Here is an 18,905-nt window from a genome sequence, read left to right as displayed (position 1 = left end):
CAGCGTCGAGCGATCGGCGCCGCGCGGCGGTTCGGAAGCGATGGTTTCACGGCGCGGCGACGCCGCACAGCTTCTCCGGGTTGCGGATCGCGTAGACCGCGGTGATCACGCCGTCCGCCACCTCGAGGCACATCACGCTGTCGACGACACCGTCGAACGCCACCACCAGCGCGGGCATGCCGTTGTAGGGCGCGAAGCCGACCCGCATCTCGCCGAGCTTCTCGCTCAGCCGCACCAGGCCGAGGATCAGGCGGCCCACCGCGTTCGCGCCGTGAACGGGGCGTCGTGCCGAGGCCACCCGGCCGCCGCCGTCGCCGAGGAACACCGCGTCGGGGGCCAGCACGTCCATCAGCGCCTGCACGTCGCCGGTGACCGCGGCCTGCAGGAAGGTTTCGGCGGCGGCCTGCGCTTCGGCGGGTCCGGCGAGCGCGACGCGGCGCCGCGCGTGGACGTGATCGCGGGCGCGGTGGGCGATCTGCCGCACCGCCGCCGGGGACTTGCCGACGGCCTCGGCGATCTCCGGGTAGGCGAAGTCGAACACCTCGCGCAGCACGAAGACCGCGCGTTCGGTGGGTGGCAGCGTCTCCAGGACCAGCAGCATGGCCGTGCTGACCGCCTCGCCGGTCAGGACGTGCTCGCCGGGCTCGTCGCCGGTGGTCAGCAGGGGTTCGGGCAGCCAGGTGCCGACGTACTCCTCGCGTCGCCGGGACGCCGCGCGCAGCGCGTTGAGCGATTGCCGGGTGACGATCCGCGCCAGGTAGGCCCGCGGATGCTCGACGTCGCCGGACGCCGACTGCCAGCGCAGATAGCTCTCCTGGAGCACATCCTCGGCGTCGGTCACCGAGCCGAGGATCTCGTAGGCGATGGAGAACAGCAGTGGCCGGTATTCGGCGAAGGTCTCCTCGGGAGCGGTCATCGGCCGGTCGGTGTCCGGCCCGAGGTCGTCTCGGGCGAGGGTGTCTCGGTGGCGGGTGTCCGGGCCGATCGGGGCGCCGGGAGCCACGTGTAGTGGCCGCTGCCGGCGGCGGCCTTCGCCATCGCGCAGACCTGTTCCTTGAACAGTGCGCCCGCGCGACCGCCGAACCAGAGCCGGATGGGGGTGTCGTCGCGGCGGGCGGCCTGGATCACGGCCCGGCGCCGGCCGATCGACACGTTCTGGCCCGCGTACCCCATCGAGTAGGGCCGCAGGGGTGCGTGCTTCAGCTCGCGCACCAGGTTGTCGGCGGCGTGCGCGCCCTGCGGCATCGCGGTCTGGCAGCTGAGGCGCTGCCCCGGCACGGCGGCCGCGTCGCCGGCGCCGAAGATCCGCGGGGCGGTGACGCTTCGCAGGTAGCGGTCCACCGTCAGCCGGCCGTCCGCGTCGACGCGGAGTCCGCTCCGCTGCGCGAGGCCGGAGACGTCGGTGGCGATCGCCCAGAGGACCAGGTCGGACCGCTGCCCGGGGTCGTAGGTGCCGCGCCGCTCGTCGACGCCGAGTGCGCCGAGCTCGTCGTGGATCCGGCGCCGCGCGGACGGGTGCAGCGAGGCCCCGACCTCGCCCGCGCTGACCAGCGTCACGGCCAGCTCGGGCCGGGCTTCGGCGATCTCGGTGGCCGTCTCGATCCCGGTCAGGCCGCCGCCGACGACGGTGACGTGCGCGCCGTCGCCGAGTGCGGCGAGTCGTGCGCGGGCGGTCGTCGCCTGCTCGGGATCGCCGACCGCGAGCGTGCCCTCCGGTCCGCGAGGCGCGCCGCCGGCCGCGTAGATCAGCCGGTCGAAGGCGATCTCGGTGCCGTCGTCGAGCGTCACGACGCCGTCGCCGATGGACGCGGCGGCGCCGATCCGCAGCGACACCCGGTCGTTCAGCATCTCGGTGAGGGGCGTGCCGGCCTCGCCGGTGCCGGCCACCCGCTGGTGCAGCCGGACCCGTTCGATGAAGTCCGGTCGTGCGTTGATCAGCGTGATCGCGGCCGTCTCCGGATCGGTCTTGCGGGCGAGCCGATTCGCGGCCATGCAGCCGGCGTAGCCGCCGCCGACGATGACGATTCTGGTGGTGCTCATGGTGATGCCTCCTCGTGGTGTCCAGTGTTCCGGACTCGTAGACACCGCGGGCGCCGGGTTTGTGACACCGCTGCTAGCCTTGTTCGCCAGGGAGACGTGGCAGAGCGGCCGAATGCACTCGCCTTGAAAGCGAGCGTGGGTAAAACCACCGGGGGTTCAAATCCCTCCGTCTCCGCCGAAGCCCCTGACCATCAATACAGGTCAGGGGCTTTCTTGACCGCGATTCTGGGATCCTACGACGTTCGTGCCCACATTTTGCCCACTCGGAGCGAGTGCAGCGTTCAGCGCGACACCGACGGCTTCCAGATCGTCGTCGAACAGATCGGAGTACACGTCGAGCGTCATCGCCCAGGGGCGTACCCCCGCGTATCCAGTTCACCTGATCGCGTCCCTACCGGCTGGTGGCGGCGTCGACTCGTGCCGCGTCGTCGCGCAGCCAAAGGGTGCCAGACGGCCACTGGTGACCGATGTCACCAGTGGCCGGTCCAGGCGTTGCTACCTGGGCTGGAAGTGACACCCCGGGTGGCCGGTCAGCTGAAAGTGCCGACCGACCACCCTCCCGGGTGGCATAGTTGTCGATGCAGAACATGTGCGCCACACATATGGAACTGTCACCGACGCCTCATGGTCAGCCAGCAGACCGCCGCTTGCTGTGAGGGGTCCGGTACGCCACCGAGCCCTTCCTGTCGATTGCAGGCGGGAAGGTCCGGTGTTCCTCATGCCAGGAAACGGTGCCGAACTGGTCGACGTAATTGCCGGTGGCCGGGACGCGCTGCCCGGTCTTCCAGCGGCCACCAGGGCCAAGCGGATAGGACATAGTTTGACTCCTCTCGAAGTCGTAGATTTGGCGTCGCGCAGGTGCGCGACGGAATTGTCGGATGCACTCGTGTGTCGCCGATGTGGCGACGAGTGGTTCGTTCTGGATGGGCGGGCCTCGGGCCGACCGGACGGAGAAGAAGGCGCCGTGACGATGAGCGTCAAAGGCTCGGTCACCGGATACTGCGGCGTGCCTCGGTGCGCGAGTTGCGGGGAACTCCAGTAGCGCGTTCAGTGCGGTCTGCTTGAGGTTGGCGCCCGATGGCGCCGGAATCAAAGTTGGTGCCTCCTCGCGTATTCGGGGACAGTCTTGTTCGGCACCTGGAACACTACACCTTGTGTCCGATATTTCCATCGACCACAACTGCTTGTGAATAACATTCGTGAAATTCCCTGGTGAACGCGAGGTTGTCCACAGGCCATTCGGCGTGTTGCACAGAGTCGGGTGTGTCGTGAGTCGGGCGGCGATGACCAGGACGAGCGCGGGAAGACACGCCCGAATGCGTCGAGTTCAACTTGAAAAAACTCAATGCTTGACGCAAGATACTCGTACAAAGTTGGTGCTTGTTCGGCAAAGCTCGCACCCGTGTTTGAGCACAGAATCCCTCGGGAAGTCCCCGGGGGATTCTGCATCCTGGTCAAGCTCGCGGCAATCGGTCTCAGACTACGACGGCCAAAGCGTTAGTGAGCTGGTGAATGTCGGCGATTGCACCTCCCGCGGAGCCGCCCGCCGGGATCGGATGACCTCGGAGGTCATGGACCGCGGGAGGCCGGACGGGAACAATGGGACCGGTCAGACCGTCAACCCCGGAGGCCGATCATGACGAGCACAACGACCGACGACCGTCCGCGGAGCCGAGAGATCGGTGCCACCGCGAAGCACTGGATCGAAGAGATACTTCTCGGATCGCCGGTCGCGGAGACCTCGGGCGTGGAGCTCGTCGACGCCGAGTACGACCGCATCCACCTCCGGCTGCCCTTCGCCGACCGGCTGGTCACCGTCCCGGGCGTCCTGCACGGCGGCGTGATCGCCACCGTCATCGACATCGCCGCGGCGGCCGCCCTGGCGACCGGGATCCGGGACGACGACGGTGTGACCGGTGGCGCCACCAGTCACCTCAACATCGCCTACCTGCGGCCGGCGACGGGCACGGTCGACGTCGTGGCGACCGTGGTGCATCGGACGCGCTCGCTCACCCAGTCCGACGTCGCCGTCCGCGGGACGGACGGCACTCTCGTCGCGACCGGCCAGGCGACGAGCCGCCTCTTTCGCTGACCCGGATCGGTAGCGGATTCTGCCGGCGGCCGACAGACGTCGCGGATCTTGCCGGATCCGCCCTGTGCGCCGCGACAGATTTCGGCGTCGACAGGATCCGCGACCGATCGCCCGGGACCGCGAGGTCCGCCGCCGAGAGCGGTCACTTTCCCGGCGCGGGCTGCCCGCGCGTCAGCGCGTCTCGTGTCGCTTGGTCCGCGGGGTAGAAGGCCTCGATCGCGAGTTCGGCGAGCGTGACCTCGCGCGCGGTGCCGAACACGGTGGTGGTGGACAGGAACGACAGCACGTTCTCGCCCCGGCGCAGCCGCAGCGGTACGACGATCGACGTGGCCGCCGGCGGTGCCGCGGGGCCGCCGGCCGCGATCGCGTCGATCAGCTCGGCGAGCTCGTCGTCCGGGGCCGCGTCGTACTCGTGTCGCAGGCGGACCAGCAGCGCTCCGCGCCATTCGTCGAGGTTCTCGATCGAGGGGGCCAGCCCTCGCGGGTCGACGGAGAGGCGCAGGACGTTCACCGGGGGCTCCAGCAGATCGGGCGCCACGCCGTCGAGAAGCGCCCAGACCGCGTCGTTGGCGGCGACCAGATCCCAATGCCGGTCGACGACCAGCGCCGGATACGGGAGGTGACCGGCGAGAATCATCTCGATCGCCGCGTTGACCTCGGCCATCGGCGGGGTCGTGAGCCCGTGTTCGGGGTGCGCGGGCGCGTAGCCGCCGGCGAGCAGCACCCGGTTCTGTTCGCGCGGCGGCACGCCGAGATCGGCGCACAGGCGCAGCAGCATCGCGCTGGTCGGGCGGGTGCGGTCGTTCTCGATACAGCTCAGATGGCGGGTCGACACCCGGGCCCGGTGGGCGAGGTCGAGCTGGGACAGGTGGCGCCGCTGCCGCCACGTGCGGATCAGGGAACCGGCGGTCGTCATGGTGCTCCACCGTAGCCCCGGGCGACGTGCGACGGGCATGACCTGCGAGGTCATGGTGACGGCGCCGCGGCTGCGACGGTACGTTATCTGCGAGGTCAGGGGAGCGCACCGCGGTCGCGGGCGCGGAGACGAGGAGAGAAGATGGCGCTCGAACCGGGATCGACCATTGCCGGATACCGCGTGGTCGCGCAGCTCGGGCGGGGTGGGATGGGCGAGGTCTACCTCGTCGAGAATCCGCAGCTCAACCGCCGCGAAGCACTGAAACTCATTTCGGCGGCGGGCGCCGGCAATCCGGAGTTCGGTGAGCGGTTCGCCAACGAGGCACGACTCTCGGCCTCCCTCGATCACCCGAGCATCGTCACGATCTATGCCTACGGCGTCGACGACGGCCGGCCCTGGTTCACCATGAACCACCTGCAAGGTGTGGATCTGACGAAGGCCACGCTGACCCCGGCCGCGCTGGTCGAGGCGATCGGGCAGGTGGCCGACGCGCTCGATTACGCGCACGGCCGCGGCGTGGTGCACCGCGACATCAAACCCGGCAACATCATCGTCACCCAGAATCATGACGGTTCGGTGGCGCGGGCCTCGCTGCTCGACTTCGGTATCGCGAAGCTCGCCGACTCCCCGCAGCTCACGTCGATGAACGCGATCGTCGGCACCCTCAACTACACCGCGCCGGAGGTGATCGCCGGGCAGGCCGCGGGTCCCCGCGCCGATCAGTACGCGCTCGCCTGCACCGTCTACCAGGTGCTCAGTGGTCGTGCGCCGTACGCGGGGGAGAGCTCGGCGTCGATCATGAACGCGCACCTCTCCCAGCCGGTGCCGCGGCTCGCCGCGGTGCGGCCCGACCTCGCGGCCCTCGATCCGGTCCTGCAACGAGCCATGGCCAAGGACCCCGCGCAGCGTTACCCGGACTGCCGGACCTTCGCCGCCGAACTCGCCGGCGCGCTGCGGCAGACCCCGGCCGGTACCGCGACGACGATCGCGCCCGTCCCGCCGGTCGTGCCCGTCGGATCGCAGCCGTCGAGCCCTTCGCAGCCGTCCTACCCGTCGAATCCGTCGAGCCCGTCGCAGCCGATGTACCCGTCGAATCCCGGTCAGCCGGGGTATCCCGGACCGATGTCGCCGTCGGTGGCCGGATACGCGACCGCGGGTCCGCCCGCCTATCCCGGGACCGCGCCGATGTACGGCGCGCCGGCCGGGCAGTATCCGGCCGGTGCGCCGGCCAAGAGCAAGCGCGGACTGTGGATCGCGCTGGCCGCGGTCGTCGTGGCGATCATCGCGGTCGCCGCCACCGCGCCGCTGTGGTGGCCGTCGTCGAACGACGGCCCGCCGCCGATGGCCCATCCCGAGCAGCAGGTCGCGTCGTACTACAGCACCACCTGCGCGATCGTCCAGAAGAAGCTGTACTGCTGGGGTCCGAACAACACCGGCCAGCTGGGTGACGGCACGTCGACGGCGAGCACCACGCCCAAGCTGGTCGCCGGGCTCGACGACGTGACCGCGGTGGCCGTCGGCGGCTACATTCCGAGCGGTGCGTCGGAGGGTGTGACGAGCACCTGCGCGGTGGCGAAGAAGGAACTCTACTGCTGGGGCTCGGGCCGGTACGGCCAGCTCGGCGACGGCGCGACCGAGTCGCGCTGGAGCCCGAAGAAGGTCGACGGCCTGAAGGATGTGCAGGCGGTCGCGATCGGCTCCGGCGGCACGTGCGCGATCGCCGGAGACGCCGAGCTGTACTGCTTCGGCAACAACGACGAGGGTCAGCTGGGGACCGGTTCGACCGCCGAGAAGGTCACCGCGGTCACCAAGGTGAACGGGCTCGACGGGGTGACCAGGGTGGTGATGAACAGTGGCAGCACCTGCGCCGTCGCGAAGAAGGAACTCTACTGCTGGGGGCTCAACGGCAGTGGCCAGCTCGGTGACGGCACCTCCACCAATCGGCTCTCGCCGAACCGGGTGACGGTGCTGAGCGATGTCACGGCGGTGTCGATCGGCAAGAGCATCACCGACGGCAAGTACGACTTCACCACCTGCGCGATCGCCGCAGGGAAGGTGTGGTGCTGGGGGCACGACATGGAGGCCCAGAACGGCTCGCGCGAGTACGCACCGAAGGAGGTCGCCGGCGCCCCGGCGAACGCGACCGCGGTGGCCACCGACGTCGAGACCGCCTGCGTGGTGGCCGACGGCAAGGTGTGGTGCTGGGGTACCGATCGGTTCGGTCAGCTCGGCGACGGCAAGACCGCCTGGAACGGGACGCCGACCATGGTCGCCGGGCTGGCGGGCGAGAACATCCGCACGGTGATGACGCAGTCGAGCACCACGTGCGCGCAGAGCACCGATCAGAAGGTGTGGTGCTGGGGCTACGGCGGCAACAACACCCTCGGTACCGGCAGCTCCGGCAACGAGCAGTCGACGCCGCAGCTCCTCACCTTCCCGAGCTGACGAGGCTCCCGGCTCCGGCGTGTCCGCGCCGGCCGGCGAGCCAGCGGAGGGCCTCCGGGGCCACCCGGAACTGCGTGGGCAGGTGCCGGCCGCGCGCTCGCTCACGGTGGATCACCGAGGCGCCCGCGTCGGCGTAGCGATCCACCAGCGCGGTGATGTCGGAGGCGGCGATCACCTCGTCCCGGCGGCTCTGCTGCACCAGGAGAGGCACGGCGGGGGCGACGTCTCCGGGCCGGATGTCGGTCAGGACGCGCGCCAGTACCGGGTCGGCGAGCAGGGCGTCGAGCCCGAAGTGGAGGTGTTTGCCGAGGTCGCGGAACGCGAACCGGCCGAGCACCGCCACGGTGGTCCGGTCCGCGCTCGCGGCGATCCGCGCACGGAACTCGGGGGACACGTGGTGCGTGAGGACGCTGTCGAGTTCGGGATAGGCCCGGCACAGCGCCGCGATGAACACGAACGGGAAGCCCGCGAAGCGGCCGCCGTTGAGGCGGAGGAACGTCGCGCCGGGGTCGCCGACCGGTGCCCCCGCGACGGCACCGACGACGCCGAGGCCGGGTGCGTAGGCGTCGACGGCCTCGGCCGCCCACAGGGTCGCGAGTCCGCCCCCGGAGTAGCCCCACAGCGCCGCCGGTGTGGGTGACGGTTCGTTCAGAAACTCGCGGGTGGCGCGCAGGCCGTCGAGCACGCGATACCCCGGCTCCCGGGCGGCGCCGAAGTGCCCGCGCAACCCCTCGTGGTCGGGCACCGAGACCGTCCAGCCCTGCCGCGCCGCGGCGAGGATCAGCGGCAGTTCGAGACGCGCGAGCGCCCCGTGGGCCCGCGAGCCCTGCCGCAGCGCGTATGACGGGAAGCAGCGCGGCGACACCGCGTCGATCGCGCACTGGTACGACAGGATCCCGCGAGAGGCCGCCGGGCGGACGACGGTGGTGATACCGACCTCGGGCCGCCCGCGCAGGTTCGTCGTGCGGAAACGGAGCTGCCACGCCCGGGTCGCCACCCGGATGGTGCCGAACGCGGCCAGCTGGACCTCGCGGGCCCCGAGCAGGGTGCCCGGTGCGTGCCGATCGAGGCCGTTGCGCGGCAGGTGGAAGGGATCGTCGTCGGGCAGGGCGACCGCAAGGCTCATGGCTTCCAACGTAAGTCGGCGGGTGCGCGTCGTCTCTGCACGGAGAGGAGAATCTGGCGCGCGAAATTGGGCGTTCCCACCAAGGTCGCCGCCGGAGCCGCCCGGTTCAGGAGCCGCTCGGTTCAGTGGGCGTATTCGGCGACGTCGCTGGTGTACTTCGGGATGCCGTAGACGTCGAGACGATGACGCACCTGCCGGACCAGGTAGCGATCCACGACGGGGCGCAGCCGCCGGCGGCGGGCGGCGAGTCCGACCACCAGCACCCGGCCGGCCAGGAACGGGGCGGTGACCGCCACCCGCGCGTAGTCGGCGAGCGTCAGGTCGACGCCCATCCGGCGGGCGATGGCGCGGTCGCCGTCGCAGAACGCCTGCGTGAACGCGACCTTGCTGTAGCTGCGCTCCACCGCATCGGCGGCGCGGTCGAACGGGCCGTCGCCCGGCCGCAGGTAGGCGTCCATCGTCGAGCGCACCAAGCGCAGGCAGTCGTCGTCGAACCCGTGCCGGAGGGTGGCGGCGCGGCCGTGGAACATGTCGACGATGCCCTGCGGGGTGGACGGCACCAGTTCCTCGGGCAGGCCCAGGAGGAAGCAGCGGTAGCGCGAGAACTCGACCATCGCGCGTTCGCCGGACGTGAACTCGGTGCGCCCGGAGCGCAGCGCCCGCAGCGAGGTCAGATACGGCCCGATCAGCCCGGCCGGGAGCTGATCGGACTGCGGCACCGGGATCCCGTAGACCGCCGGATCCCAGCGGGTGCTCCTGTGCAGGGCGTTGTAGCGCACCATCGAGTGCATCAGGCGTACCATCGCGGCGGCCTGGAAACCCGGGCCGTACCGGTCCAGCGCGCCGGGGAGCGTGGTGACCGCGAAGAAGGCCGTGGTCTCGTTGACACGGTGCGCCGCACGCGTGCCGGAGAGGGCGCCGGTGATCGTCATCGGCAGTGCCGCATACGAATTGGTGAACGTGGCGATGAACGCGCCGCGCGTGATGAAGGGGGCCAGCAGTCCCGCGCTCAATCGTGCGACGGCCGCGCCGCGCTCCACCAGATCCCGGTCGATCCAGTCGGGCAGCCGCTCCATCTCCCGGATCAGCGCGGCCACCGGTGCCGGGGTGTCCGGGTGGGCGTCGAGCCCGTCGCGGCACACCTGCGCCACCATCGTGACGAGTTCGGACACCCGGTACGACGAGGACAGCGCCGCCACCCGGTCGGCGGTCACGTCGCCCAGCAGGGTGGCCGTGCGCAGCAGATCGACCAGCGCGGTGTCGGCGAGATACGCGGCACGGTCACCCCGTCGCGCGGGCAGCGCGGACGGGGCCGCCGGGTCGACGGTGAAGCGGTACGGCACGGCGGCGAAGTCGATGTCGCCGTAGACCTCGGGCAGATCGGTGCGCTGGGCGGCCACCCGCTCGGCGAGCGCGGTATGCGGAACGGACATGGCGACTCCCGACTGAACGAGCGGCTAAGTAACACAGTGTGAGTTACAGATAACAAGGTGTGAGTTACGGTGTCAACCATGGCTGCGCACGCTGGACGACGCCGGATGAGCGCTGCGGACCGGCGCGAGCAGATCCTCGACGTGGCTCACCGGATCGTCGTCGACGAGGGCTTCACCGCGGCGACACCCACGCGGATCGCCGCCGCCGCCGACGTCCATCGCTCACTGCTGTATCAGCAGTTCGGCGACGTTCCCGGACTGTTCGTCGCGCTGATCGAGAGGGAGCGATCCCGGGCGGCGCAGCAGTTCGCCGCGGCCGTGGCGGGCGCCGCGGGGCACGGGGCGGCACGGCTCTCCGCGGTCCTCGCCGCGATGATCGGGGCCGTCGACGACGCGCCCGACACGTGGCGGCTGTTCCTGGTGCCGCCCGAGGGTGCGCCACCCGAGTATCACGCCCAGCTGGCCGCGTCGCAGGCCGTCGTTCAGCAATACCTCACCGTGACGCTGACCGAGCTCGGGCCGGAGCTGGTCCGCGACCCGGAGCTGACCGCCCGCGTGTTGCAGGCGGCCGGCCGCGAGGTGCTGCAGTTCCGGTTGCTTGATCCCGAATCGGCGACCACCGAGCGCCTCCTCGCTTTCGCGGCCCGCGCCGCCACCGCCTTCCCCGGGTGACCCGACTACGAGCCGACGGCCAGCCGCACCAGATCGCCGGGCGGGCCGGTCAGTTCCCGGGGCGGGCGCCAGACGGCGCGCAGTTGCCGACGCACCCGAAGACCGCGGACCGGGAGCGTGCGGACCGCCCCGGTGGCGACCGCGGTCGCGGTGGCGAGGGTGCTCAGCACCGCGGGTCCGATCCCGTCGGCGACGGCCGTGGTGATCGCGGCGCTGCTGCCCAACTCGAGGAGCGGCGCGGCGCGCGCGAAGCCGTCGAGCGCCGAGTCGAGGGTCTCCCGCGTTCCCGACCCGGGTTCGCGGGCCAGCAGGGGAGTGGCCGCGAGCTCGTCGACGGTCACCGGCCGGCGGCGCCGGGCCCACGGATGGTCCGGCGGGACCACCAGCACCAGTTCGTCGGCGGCGACGACGGCGGAGTGCAGGCCCGCCGGGACCGTCGGTGACTCGACGAATCCGACGTCGCAGGCGCCGCCGGTCAGCAGGTCCACGACGCCTGCCGAGTTCTGTACTTGCAGGTGAACCGCGGTCTCCGGGTACTCGGCGGCGAATCGTCCGAGCCAGCGCGGCATCAGATGTTCGGCCACGGTGAGCGAGGCGGCGACCGTCAGTTCCGTGGCGCGTTCGCCGCGCAGACCGGCGGCGACGTCGAGGAACTGCTGTGCCCCGGCGAGGGTCTCCCGGGCCCAGTGCACCAGCACGGTCCCCTGGGCGGTGAGCCGGGACCCGCTGGTCGAGCGGGTGAGCAGGGTGACGCCGAGTCGTCGTTCCAGGCGGCCGATCGCGCGGCTGGCGTTCGGCTGCGCCATGCGCAGCTCCCGGGCCGCGGCCGAGAGGCTGCCGCGCTCGTCCACCTCGACCAGCAGCTCCAGCGCCTGAAGGTCGAGTGTGCCGAGAGCCATGCCTCCAGGCTATTCCCCACGGATATGTCGGGCAATGCACTTCTGATATGGCGCTATGGCGAAGAGGTGGCTTCTGCGCGGCGCCGGCCGGGGCCAGCCTGGAAGCATGACCAGCCGACTCGACCGACCGACGACGATGCGCACCCCTCTGTCCGCGGCCTCACCGTGGCCCGGCCTGGCCGTCTCGGCGGTGGCCGTGGCGGTGGGCTTCGCGGTGCACGCGCTGGTGCCGTTGCTCAGCCCACCGGTGGTCGCGATCGTGCTCGGCGTGCTGGTGGCGAACCTCCGCCCGCTCGGTCCGCGCTACGCGCCGGGTCTGGCGGTCGCCTCGCGGCGGCTCCTGCGCATCGGGGTCGCTCTGCTCGGTCTGCAACTCGTGGTCGGCGACATCCTCGGCCTCGGTGTGGGCGTGATCGGGCTGATCATCGCGGTGGTGACGCTCAGCATGGCCGCCTGCCTCTGGCTGGGCAGACTCCTCGGGCTGAGTCCCGCGCAGCGGCTGTTGATCGCGGGCGGCACGTCGCTCTGCGGGGCCGCCGCGGTGGTCGCGGTCGACGGCGTGATCGACGCCGACGACGAGGACACCGCGACGGCCGTCGCCATCGTGGTGGTCTTCGGTACGGCGCTGCTCGGCCTGATTCCCCTGGGCGCGGCGGCGCTGCACTTGTCGCAGCGGCAGGCCGGCCTCTGGGCGGGGGCGTCGATCCACGAGGTGGCGCAGGCGGTCGCGGCCGGTGGGCTGATCGGCTCGGGCGCGCTGGCCGTCGCCGTCGTGGTGAAGCTGGGGCGCGTGCTGCTTCTCGCGCCGGTGGTCGCGCTGATCGGGCTGGGCCGGCGACGCCATGCCGCGCCCGGGACGCGGCCGCCCGTCGTGCCGGGTTTCATCGTCGGCTTCGCGGTCTGCGTCGCGATCGCGTCCACCGGGCTGGTGCCGGCGCACGTGCTGGCCTTCGGCAATCCCGTCCAGGTGGCGCTGCTGTCCGCGGCGATGTTCGCGCTCGGGACGGGCGTGCGGGTGAGCGCCTTGCGTGCCGTCGGGCCGCGGCCGTTCGTCCTCGGCGCCCTGGGTTCGGCGTGGATCGCCGGTCTCGGTCTGGCCGGGGCGCTGCTCGTCGCGTAAACCTTTAAGACATGACCGCGCCCGCCCAGACGCCCCTGCCGGTGGCGATCGAGCCCGCCCACGACCCGCACCTGGTCGACGCCGTGACCTCCGCCGGAGGCGAGATCGTCCCGCTCGAGGAGGCGCGCGTGCTGGTCTGGATCGGCGAGCCGAACGACTTCCCGCCGCTCCCCGACGCGATCGACTGGGTGGCACTCAAGACGGCCGGTATCGAAGGCTTCCGGGCGGCCGGCGTGATCGACGACCGGCGCCGCTGGACCAACGCCTCCGGCTTCTACGCGGCGGGGTGCGCCGAGCACACCCTCGGACTGCTGCTGGCCGGTATCCGGCAGATCTCCGCCGCCGTGTTCAGCGGACACTGGGACCAGACGCTCCCGCCGAAGGTGCAGACCCTGCGCGGTGCGACGGTGGCGATCATCGGAGCCGGCGGGATCGGCCGGGAACTCACCCCGCGGCTGACCGCATGCGGCGCCCGGGTGGTCGCGGTCAACCGGTCGGGCACCGCCGTCGAGGGCGCCGACCGCACGCTGCCGGTGACGCAGCTGCGGCAGGTGCTGACCGACGCCGACCACGTGGTGCTCGCGGCCCCGGCGACGGTGCAGACCCGGCACCTCATCAACGATGAGACCTTGGCCCTGCTGAAACCGCACAGCTGGATCGTGAACGTGGCCCGCGGCCCGCTGATCGATCAGGAAGCACTCGGCCGCGCGCTGCGCGCCGGCATCATCGCCGGCGCCGCCCTCGACGTCACCGATCCGGAACCGCCCGCCGACGACGACCCGCTCTGGTCGCTGCCGAACCTGATCGTGACCCCGCACATCGCCAACCCGTCACCCGGCCTCACCCGGGAGATGGCGCCGTGGCTGGCCGAGAACGTGCGTCGCTTCCGGGCCGGCGAGGAGCTGATCTCCGTCGTCGACCCGGCGAGCGACTACTGACCGGTGACCACGGGCCGCGGCGGCTCGTCGCCGCCCTCGCGCCGCATGGTCACCGAGAGTCGGGGCTTGATTCCACCGTCATCGGTGCCGTCGAGCTGATCCCACATGGCATCGACCATCGGCTGCAGAAACATGTGGCCCAGCTGCCGAACCATCAACTCGGTGGTCTGCTCGGCCACGCTCCGCCGCGTCGAGACCAGACTCCGATCGCGGAGCTTGACCACCTCCTGCCTGCTGAGCTCGGTCAACTTCGACAGCAGTGTTCTCGGGCCGCTCGGGTCGAGGAGGACCCGGCGCATGTAGTCGACGACCGGCGGGTTTTCGGTGAGCATCTTCCGCACGGCATCGTCGCGGGCGGCTGCGATGTCCGCGGCGCTGCCTTCGTTCGGGACGCCGGCGATCGCGGCCCGGTGATAGTCGACGATCAGGTCCTCGACCGCGGCGCGTAAGCCGTCCTTCGTCTTGAAGTGATGCTGCAACAGGCTGACCGAGACGCCCGCGGCGGCCGCGACCGCTCGCAGGGACACCCGGCCCTCGCCCTGATCCGCATAGAGATCGAGGGCGGCGTTGCGGATCTTCGCTTTGGCGGTCAGATCCGCGTCGCGTGATCGGGGATCGCTCGTCACCGTTTCTCCTTCTCGGCTCAGGGGGAGTCACCGATCAGCCTACCTGTTGACACTATTCAACTGTCGTGAATACTATACGGCTGTATAGCGAAAGGGTGTCATGAACCACACACACGATCTCGCCGGAATCAGCGTCGTTTCGCTGGCAGTCAATCTCCCCGGTCCGCTCGCCGCGCACCGGTTGCAGCGGCTCGGGGCGCGGGTCGTCAAGGTGGAGCCGCCGTCTGGCGACCCGCTGGCCGCCGTCGCTCGCAGCTGGTACGACGAACTCGCCGCGGGCCAGCAGGTGGTGACACTGGATCTGAAGAGCCCCGCGGGACGCGGCGAATTCGACGCACTGCTCGCCGAGGTCGATGTACTGATCACGGCGATGCGGCCATCGGCCGCCGACCGCCTCGGCGTCGCCGAGTTCCGGTCGCGCCACCGGCGGCTGTCCCAGGTGGAGATCGTCGGCTACGACGGTGGTCGCGCGGACGAGTCCGGGCACGATCTGACCTACCAGGCCGCTCACGGCACGCTGACGCCGGGCATCGCGCCGCTGATCCCGGTGATCGACCTGTTGGGAGCCGAACGCGTGGTGTGGGAGGCGCTGCTGGCGCTGCGCGAGCGTGACCGCACCGGCAGCGGGGGTCTGCGCCGGGTGGTCCTCGACGCCGCTGCCGCCGATGCGGGCGCGGCGATCCGGCATGGCCTCCTCGGACCGGGTGCTCCGCTCGGTGGCGCCGACCCCGCGTATGGCTCCTACGCCACCGCCGACGGGCACATCGCCGTCGCCGCGATCGAGCCGCACTTCCGGAAGCGCCTGTACGACGAACTCGGCGCCGACGACCACGACGGGCTGGCGGCGGCCTTCGCCTCGCGCTCGACGGCCGGCTGGGTCGAGTTCGGTGACCGCGTCGACGTGCCCATCGCGCGAGTGCACACGTACCCCTCCCGTTGATCCCCTCCGACCACGATTGGAACCGACATGACAACATCCCCCGAAGCAGTGATCGTCGGCGCGGTGCGCACCCCCGTCGGGCGCCGCGGTGGCGCACTCCGCCGCTGGCACCCGGTCGACCTACTCGGTGTGACGCTCGCGCACCTCGTCGGGACGACGGGCGTGGACCCGGCGCTCATCGACGACGTGATCGCCGGGTGCGTACTGCAATCCGAGGAGCAGAGCGGCAATCTCGCGCGGCACGCGGTGCTCGCGGCCGGATTGCCGGAGTCGGTGCCGGCCGTGACCGTCGACCGGCAATGCGGGTCGGGCCTGCAAGCGATCGGTTTCGCGGCGCAGGCGGTCATGGCGGGATCGCAGGATCTCGTCGTCGCGGCCGGTGTCGAGTCGATGTCGCAGGTGCCGATGCCGCCGTCGCTGATGCCGGGTGCGCCGCTCGGACCGCAGTACAGTCCGCGGGAACTCGCCCGATACGGTGGCCGGCTCACCGCGCAGGGACTGTCGTCGGAGCTGATGAACACGACCTTCGGATTCTCCCGGGCAGAGCTTGATGCGTTCGGGATGCGCAGTCACCGCCGCGCTGCGGAGGCGACGGCGCGAGGACGTTTCCGGAATCAGTTGGTGCCGGTGCGCACAGATCCGGACGACGAGGACTCGCCGATCGTCGCCGGCGACGAGGGCATTCGCGAACACCTCGACCCGGACAAGGTGGCGAGCCTGGCCGCCGCGTTCGCCGCCGACGGCATGACGACGGCGGCCAACTCCTCGCAGCTCAGCGACGGTGCCGCGGCGCTGCTCATCGCGAGTTCCGACGTCGCCGCCGAGCTGGGGCTGCGCCCGCGGGCGCGCTTCCGGGCGCTCAGCGTGGCAGCCGACGATCCGGTCATCCAGTTCACCGCGGTGCTCGCCGCCACCCGCAAGGCCCTTGCGCGATCGGGTCTGGGCGTAGACGACGTCGACCTGTTCGAGGTCAACGAGGCGTTCGCCGGGGTGCCACTGATGTTCCAGCGCGAGTTCGCGATCCCCGACGAGAAGCTGAACGTCAACGGAGGATCGATCGCGATCGGCCATCCGCTCGGATCGACCGGGGCGCGCATGCTCACCGACCTGCTCGCCGAGCTCGAACGCACCGGAAAGCGCATCGGCCTGCTCACCGTCTGCGAAGCGACCGGCACCGCCAACACGACCATCATCGAACGGATGTGAAGACCATGACCGAGATCGTCACCGGACTGCCGTCGACGCACGGCGACAGCTACCAACTGAACACCACCACCCTGATTCGGCATGCCGCCCGCACCTTCCCCGAGCAGGAGGTGGTCTATCGGACCTCCGACGGGGGCTGGGACCGGTACACCTATGCCGACCTGTACTCCCGGGCGCAGCAGGCGGCGAACGTACTCGCCGGTCTCGGCATCGGTCCGGGCGACGTCGTCGGGATCCTGGACTGGAACAGCAAGCGGCACTTCGAGCTGTACTGGGCCGTTCCCGGCACCGCGGCGACGATGCTGCAGATGAATCTGCGGCTCGCGCCGGAGGATCTGGGATTCGTGACCACCCACAGCGGGGCTTCCGTCGTCTTCGTCGACGAATCGTTGCTGTCCGTCGCCCGCGACCTCGCGCCGCACGCCCCCGGGGTGAAGACCTGGATCGTGATGACCGACCGGCCGTCGTCGGAGGTCGACGCGGGCCTGCCGAACGCGCTGTTCTTCGAGGATCTGATGGCGCAGGCCGCCGAGGTCTTCGACTGGCCGGTGATCGACGAGCGGACCGCCTACAGCGCCTGCTACACCACCGGAACCACGGGACGCCCCAAGGGGGTCTACTACTCACATCGGGGCATCTGCCTGCACACCATGGCGCAGGCGGCGGTGTTGAGAATGGGCAGCGACGACTCGGTCATGCTGATCACCCCGATGTTCCACGGGCAGAGCTGGGGCCTGCCCCAGTCCGCCGTCTACTCGCAGGCCAAGGTGGTGCTTCCCGGCCGGTACCTCGCCGGGGACACCTCGGTGCTGGTGGATGCGATGCTCGCCGAAGGGGTGACGGTCGCCAACGGCGCCCCGGCGATCTTCGAACCGATGCTCGACTACATCGGAACCCTCGAGGAGATGCCGGATCTGCACCGGGCCCGGCTCCTGTGCGGTGCCACCGAACCCCCGCTGACCATGATGCGCGGCTTCTTCGAGCGCACCGGCGCCGACGTGATCCACGCCTACGGGGCCACCGAGACCACGCCGTTCGTGACGGTCAATGCCGGTCTCAAGCCCACGCTCACCGGAATCACCGACGACGAGAAGTGGGATCTCAAGCGCTGCCAGGGGCTTCCGGTCAATGGCGTCGATGTCAAGATCGTCGACCCCGCGGGGCGGGAACTGCCCCACGACGGCGTGTCCGAAGGCGAGCTCTTGATCCGCGGGCCGTGGATCACCGAGCGTTACCACGACCTCGATGACGTGCCCGGCGAACGCTTCGTCGACGGCTTCTGGCGTAGCGGTGACGTCGCGGTGATCCATCCGAACGGCTACCTCAAAGTGGTCGACCGGCTCAAGGACGTGGTCAAGAGCGGCGGTGAGTGGATCTCGTCGATCGACATGGAGAACGCCATCGTCGCGCACCCGAGAGTGACGGAGGCGGCGGTCATCGGTGTGCCTCACCCCAAGTGGCAGGAGCGCCCGGTGGTGCTGCTCGCGACGAACGACGACGCGGACGTCCCCCTGCCGGAGATCCACGAACTGCTCGCGGGACGATTCGCCAAGTGGCAGCTTCCCGATGTCGTCCTCCGCGTCGACGCGCTGCCGCGGACCAGCGTCGGCAAGCTCGACAAGAAGGTCATGCGTGCTTCGCATGCCGATACCTACCGGGATGTCCGATGAGCGCGCCGGTGGTGACCGCGGACGACCGCGGCGCCGTCGTCGTCCTGCGCATCGATCGTCCCGAGGCGCACAACGCGCTCGATCGGCAGGTGATGGCCGAGCTGACCGAACATCTCCACGCCTGCCGGTCCGACGGCGCCGTGCGCGCGGTGGTGCTGACCGGATCCGAGCGGACCTTCTGCGCCGGAGCCGACATCACCGCGTTCGACGCACTGCGTGCCGAGGCGTTGATCGGACCTCACGAGGCGTCCGGCGGCGCGATGTGGGCGGCGCTCAGATCCTTTCCCGCACCGCTGATCGCGGCGGTCGAGGGCGTCGCCTTCGGGGGTGGATGCGAACTCGCGCTGGCCTGCGACACGGTGATCGCGGGTGCGGGCGCGCGCTTCGCGGTCCCCGAGGTCAGGCTCGGTGTGATCCCGGGTGGCGGCGGCACACAACGGCTCGTGCACGCCGTCGGCAAGGCCAAGGCGATGGCGATGCTGATGACCGGCGACGCGATCGACGCCCGCGCCGCCGAGACCGCGGGCCTCGTTGCGGAGGTCGTTCCTGCGGGAACGGCGTGCGCCGCCGCCGTGGCGATGGCCGAACGGATCGCCGCCAACTCGCCCCTGGCCGTCGCCCTCGCCAAGGACGCCGCCTACGCGGCACTCGATTCCTCCCTCGCCCAAGGACTCGAATACGAGCGGCGCAACTTCCACGTCGCCCTCCGCTCCGACGACTGCCACGAGGGGCAACGCGCATTCCTCGACAAACGACCGCCGCACTTCACTGGAAGGTGACCC

General features: G+C 70.7%; 18 protein-coding genes and 1 tRNA gene. 10 read left to right on the top strand and 9 right to left on the bottom strand.

Translation table 11 applies throughout. The annotated features are described in order from the left end of the window. Positions 1 to 46: 46 nt before the first annotated feature. Positions 47 to 916, bottom strand: a complete 870-nt coding sequence (locus tag ACSEEN_RS08760) for an RNA polymerase sigma-70 factor (RefSeq protein WP_440712955.1) — start codon at positions 914 to 916, stop codon at positions 47 to 49. Then, on the bottom strand, positions 913 to 2,040 hold the full coding sequence (locus tag ACSEEN_RS08755; protein WP_440712954.1) for an NAD(P)/FAD-dependent oxidoreductase: 1,128 nt from the start codon (positions 2,038 to 2,040) through the stop codon (positions 913 to 915). Before ACSEEN_RS08755 ends, ACSEEN_RS08760 begins: the two co-directional genes overlap by 4 nt. Before the next feature lie 90 nt (positions 2,041 to 2,130). Here ACSEEN_RS08755 and ACSEEN_RS08750 point away from each other — a divergent pair. Beyond that, positions 2,131 to 2,215: transfer RNA gene (locus ACSEEN_RS08750), tRNA-Ser, on the top strand. A gap of 26 nt (positions 2,216 to 2,241) precedes the next feature. On the opposite strand, the gene ACSEEN_RS08745 is transcribed toward ACSEEN_RS08750, so the two are convergent. Both ACSEEN_RS08745 and ACSEEN_RS08740 read right to left on the bottom strand, forming a co-directional pair. Continuing rightward, on the bottom strand, positions 2,242 to 2,385 hold the full coding sequence (locus ACSEEN_RS08745) for a hypothetical protein (protein WP_440712953.1): 144 nt from the start codon (positions 2,383 to 2,385) through the stop codon (positions 2,242 to 2,244). A 283-nt stretch (positions 2,386 to 2,668) separates the two neighbouring features. Continuing rightward, the gene (locus ACSEEN_RS08740) at positions 2,669 to 2,857 is read right to left on the bottom strand and encodes a hypothetical protein (protein ID WP_440712952.1); all 189 of its coding nucleotides are present in this window, start codon (positions 2,855 to 2,857) and stop codon (positions 2,669 to 2,671) included. An 819-nt stretch (positions 2,858 to 3,676) separates the two neighbouring features. Here ACSEEN_RS08740 and ACSEEN_RS08735 point away from each other — a divergent pair. Then, positions 3,677 to 4,132 carry a PaaI family thioesterase gene (locus ACSEEN_RS08735; RefSeq protein ID WP_247865782.1) on the top strand — a complete coding sequence of 152 codons (456 nt, stop codon included), beginning with the start codon at positions 3,677 to 3,679 and terminating at the stop codon, positions 4,130 to 4,132. A gap of 142 nt (positions 4,133 to 4,274) precedes the next feature. On the opposite strand, the gene ACSEEN_RS08730 is transcribed toward ACSEEN_RS08735, so the two are convergent. Next, the gene (locus tag ACSEEN_RS08730) at positions 4,275 to 5,048 is read right to left on the bottom strand and encodes a helix-turn-helix domain-containing protein (RefSeq protein ID WP_440712951.1); all 774 of its coding nucleotides are present in this window, start codon (positions 5,046 to 5,048) and stop codon (positions 4,275 to 4,277) included. A gap of 141 nt (positions 5,049 to 5,189) precedes the next feature. Here ACSEEN_RS08730 and ACSEEN_RS08725 point away from each other — a divergent pair, with 141 nt between their 5' ends. Then, the gene (locus ACSEEN_RS08725) at positions 5,190 to 7,493 is read left to right on the top strand and encodes a protein kinase domain-containing protein (protein ID WP_440712950.1); all 2,304 of its coding nucleotides are present in this window, start codon (positions 5,190 to 5,192) and stop codon (positions 7,491 to 7,493) included. On the opposite strand, the gene ACSEEN_RS08720 is transcribed toward ACSEEN_RS08725, so the two are convergent. Both ACSEEN_RS08720 and ACSEEN_RS08715 read right to left on the bottom strand, forming a co-directional pair. Next, positions 7,477 to 8,619, bottom strand: coding sequence for a lipase family protein (locus ACSEEN_RS08720; protein WP_440712949.1), 1,143 nt, complete (start codon positions 8,617 to 8,619; stop codon positions 7,477 to 7,479). The two genes, ACSEEN_RS08725 and ACSEEN_RS08720, sit on opposite strands and share 17 nt — an antisense overlap. A gap of 122 nt (positions 8,620 to 8,741) precedes the next feature. Further along, positions 8,742 to 10,052 carry an oxygenase MpaB family protein gene (locus tag ACSEEN_RS08715; RefSeq protein ID WP_440712948.1) on the bottom strand — a complete coding sequence of 437 codons (1,311 nt, stop codon included), beginning with the start codon at positions 10,050 to 10,052 and terminating at the stop codon, positions 8,742 to 8,744. A gap of 78 nt (positions 10,053 to 10,130) precedes the next feature. Between ACSEEN_RS08715 and ACSEEN_RS08710 the strand changes: the two genes are divergently transcribed. Further along, complete coding sequence (locus ACSEEN_RS08710) at positions 10,131 to 10,724, top strand: TetR/AcrR family transcriptional regulator (protein WP_440712947.1); 594 nt, start codon at positions 10,131 to 10,133, stop codon at positions 10,722 to 10,724. 5 nt (positions 10,725 to 10,729) lie between these two features. Here ACSEEN_RS08710 and ACSEEN_RS08705 read toward each other — a convergent pair whose 3' ends face one another. Further along, positions 10,730 to 11,623: a LysR family transcriptional regulator gene (locus ACSEEN_RS08705; protein ID WP_247865792.1), complete on the bottom strand. Its 894-nt coding sequence runs from the start codon at positions 11,621 to 11,623 to the stop codon at positions 10,730 to 10,732. Positions 11,624 to 11,729: 106 nt separating this feature from the next. Here ACSEEN_RS08705 and ACSEEN_RS08700 point away from each other — a divergent pair, with 106 nt between their 5' ends. Next, on the top strand, positions 11,730 to 12,743 hold the full coding sequence (locus ACSEEN_RS08700; protein WP_440712946.1) for a YeiH family protein: 1,014 nt from the start codon (positions 11,730 to 11,732) through the stop codon (positions 12,741 to 12,743). Between the two features lie 11 nt (positions 12,744 to 12,754). Then, the gene (locus ACSEEN_RS08695; protein WP_440712945.1) at positions 12,755 to 13,681 is read left to right on the top strand and encodes a D-isomer specific 2-hydroxyacid dehydrogenase family protein; all 927 of its coding nucleotides are present in this window, start codon (positions 12,755 to 12,757) and stop codon (positions 13,679 to 13,681) included. Here the strand turns inward: ACSEEN_RS08695 and ACSEEN_RS08690 are convergent. Further along, complete coding sequence (locus ACSEEN_RS08690) at positions 13,675 to 14,307, bottom strand: TetR family transcriptional regulator (protein WP_440712944.1); 633 nt, start codon at positions 14,305 to 14,307, stop codon at positions 13,675 to 13,677. The genes ACSEEN_RS08695 and ACSEEN_RS08690 overlap by 7 nt on opposite strands. A gap of 100 nt (positions 14,308 to 14,407) precedes the next feature. Between ACSEEN_RS08690 and ACSEEN_RS08685 the strand changes: the two genes are divergently transcribed. Genes ACSEEN_RS08685 through ACSEEN_RS08670 form a run of 4 tightly spaced genes read left to right on the top strand, consistent with a single transcriptional unit; the run spans position 14,408 to position 18,902 of the window. Continuing rightward, entirely contained in the window at positions 14,408 to 15,247 is an 840-nt protein-coding gene (locus tag ACSEEN_RS08685; protein WP_440712943.1) for a CoA transferase, read from the top strand. 27 nt (positions 15,248 to 15,274) lie between these two features. Further along, a complete protein-coding gene (locus tag ACSEEN_RS08680; RefSeq protein ID WP_440712942.1) occupies positions 15,275 to 16,453 on the top strand; it encodes a thiolase family protein in 1,179 nt (392 codons plus the stop codon). A gap of 5 nt (positions 16,454 to 16,458) precedes the next feature. Next, positions 16,459 to 18,123, top strand: a complete 1,665-nt coding sequence (locus ACSEEN_RS08675) for a long-chain-fatty-acid--CoA ligase (protein ID WP_440712941.1) — start codon at positions 16,459 to 16,461, stop codon at positions 18,121 to 18,123. Next, on the top strand, positions 18,120 to 18,902 hold the full coding sequence (locus ACSEEN_RS08670) for an enoyl-CoA hydratase/isomerase family protein (RefSeq protein ID WP_440712940.1): 783 nt from the start codon (positions 18,120 to 18,122) through the stop codon (positions 18,900 to 18,902). The genes ACSEEN_RS08675 and ACSEEN_RS08670 overlap by 4 nt, the downstream gene beginning before the upstream one ends. The last annotated feature ends 3 nt before the right edge of the window (positions 18,903 to 18,905 follow it).

Source organism: Gordonia marina, from assembly GCF_052036135.1.
In the GTDB taxonomy this organism is placed as follows: Bacteria; Actinomycetota; Actinomycetes; order Mycobacteriales; family Mycobacteriaceae; genus Gordonia.
The sequence above is the reverse complement of the archived record's forward strand: the minus strand, read 5'-3'. Positions and strand labels throughout refer to the sequence as shown.

Coding starts and splice junctions, on each gene's coding strand:
- ACSEEN_RS08695 (WP_440712945.1), top strand. CDS start 12,755: ATGACCGCGCCCGCCCAGACGCCCCTGCCGGTGGCGATCGAGCCCGCC.
- ACSEEN_RS08685 (WP_440712943.1), top strand. CDS start 14,408: ATGAACCACACACACGATCTCGCCGGAATCAGCGTCGTTTCGCTGGCA.
- ACSEEN_RS08700 (WP_440712946.1), top strand. CDS start 11,730: ATGACCAGCCGACTCGACCGACCGACGACGATGCGCACCCCTCTGTCC.
- ACSEEN_RS08745 (WP_440712953.1), bottom strand. CDS start 2,385: ATGACGCTCGACGTGTACTCCGATCTGTTCGACGACGATCTGGAAGCC.
- ACSEEN_RS08670 (WP_440712940.1), top strand. CDS start 18,120: ATGAGCGCGCCGGTGGTGACCGCGGACGACCGCGGCGCCGTCGTCGTC.
- ACSEEN_RS08710 (WP_440712947.1), top strand. CDS start 10,131: ATGGCTGCGCACGCTGGACGACGCCGGATGAGCGCTGCGGACCGGCGC.
- ACSEEN_RS08755 (WP_440712954.1), bottom strand. CDS start 2,040: ATGAGCACCACCAGAATCGTCATCGTCGGCGGCGGCTACGCCGGCTGC.
- ACSEEN_RS08730 (WP_440712951.1), bottom strand. CDS start 5,048: ATGACGACCGCCGGTTCCCTGATCCGCACGTGGCGGCAGCGGCGCCAC.
- ACSEEN_RS08680 (WP_440712942.1), top strand. CDS start 15,275: ATGACAACATCCCCCGAAGCAGTGATCGTCGGCGCGGTGCGCACCCCC.
- ACSEEN_RS08675 (WP_440712941.1), top strand. CDS start 16,459: ATGACCGAGATCGTCACCGGACTGCCGTCGACGCACGGCGACAGCTAC.
- ACSEEN_RS08735 (WP_247865782.1), top strand. CDS start 3,677: ATGACGAGCACAACGACCGACGACCGTCCGCGGAGCCGAGAGATCGGT.
- ACSEEN_RS08705 (WP_247865792.1), bottom strand. CDS start 11,623: ATGGCTCTCGGCACACTCGACCTTCAGGCGCTGGAGCTGCTGGTCGAG.
- ACSEEN_RS08720 (WP_440712949.1), bottom strand. CDS start 8,619: ATGAGCCTTGCGGTCGCCCTGCCCGACGACGATCCCTTCCACCTGCCG.
- ACSEEN_RS08760 (WP_440712955.1), bottom strand. CDS start 916: ATGACCGCTCCCGAGGAGACCTTCGCCGAATACCGGCCACTGCTGTTC.
- ACSEEN_RS08740 (WP_440712952.1), bottom strand. CDS start 2,857: ATGTCCTATCCGCTTGGCCCTGGTGGCCGCTGGAAGACCGGGCAGCGC.
- ACSEEN_RS08715 (WP_440712948.1), bottom strand. CDS start 10,052: ATGTCCGTTCCGCATACCGCGCTCGCCGAGCGGGTGGCCGCCCAGCGC.
- ACSEEN_RS08725 (WP_440712950.1), top strand. CDS start 5,190: ATGGCGCTCGAACCGGGATCGACCATTGCCGGATACCGCGTGGTCGCG.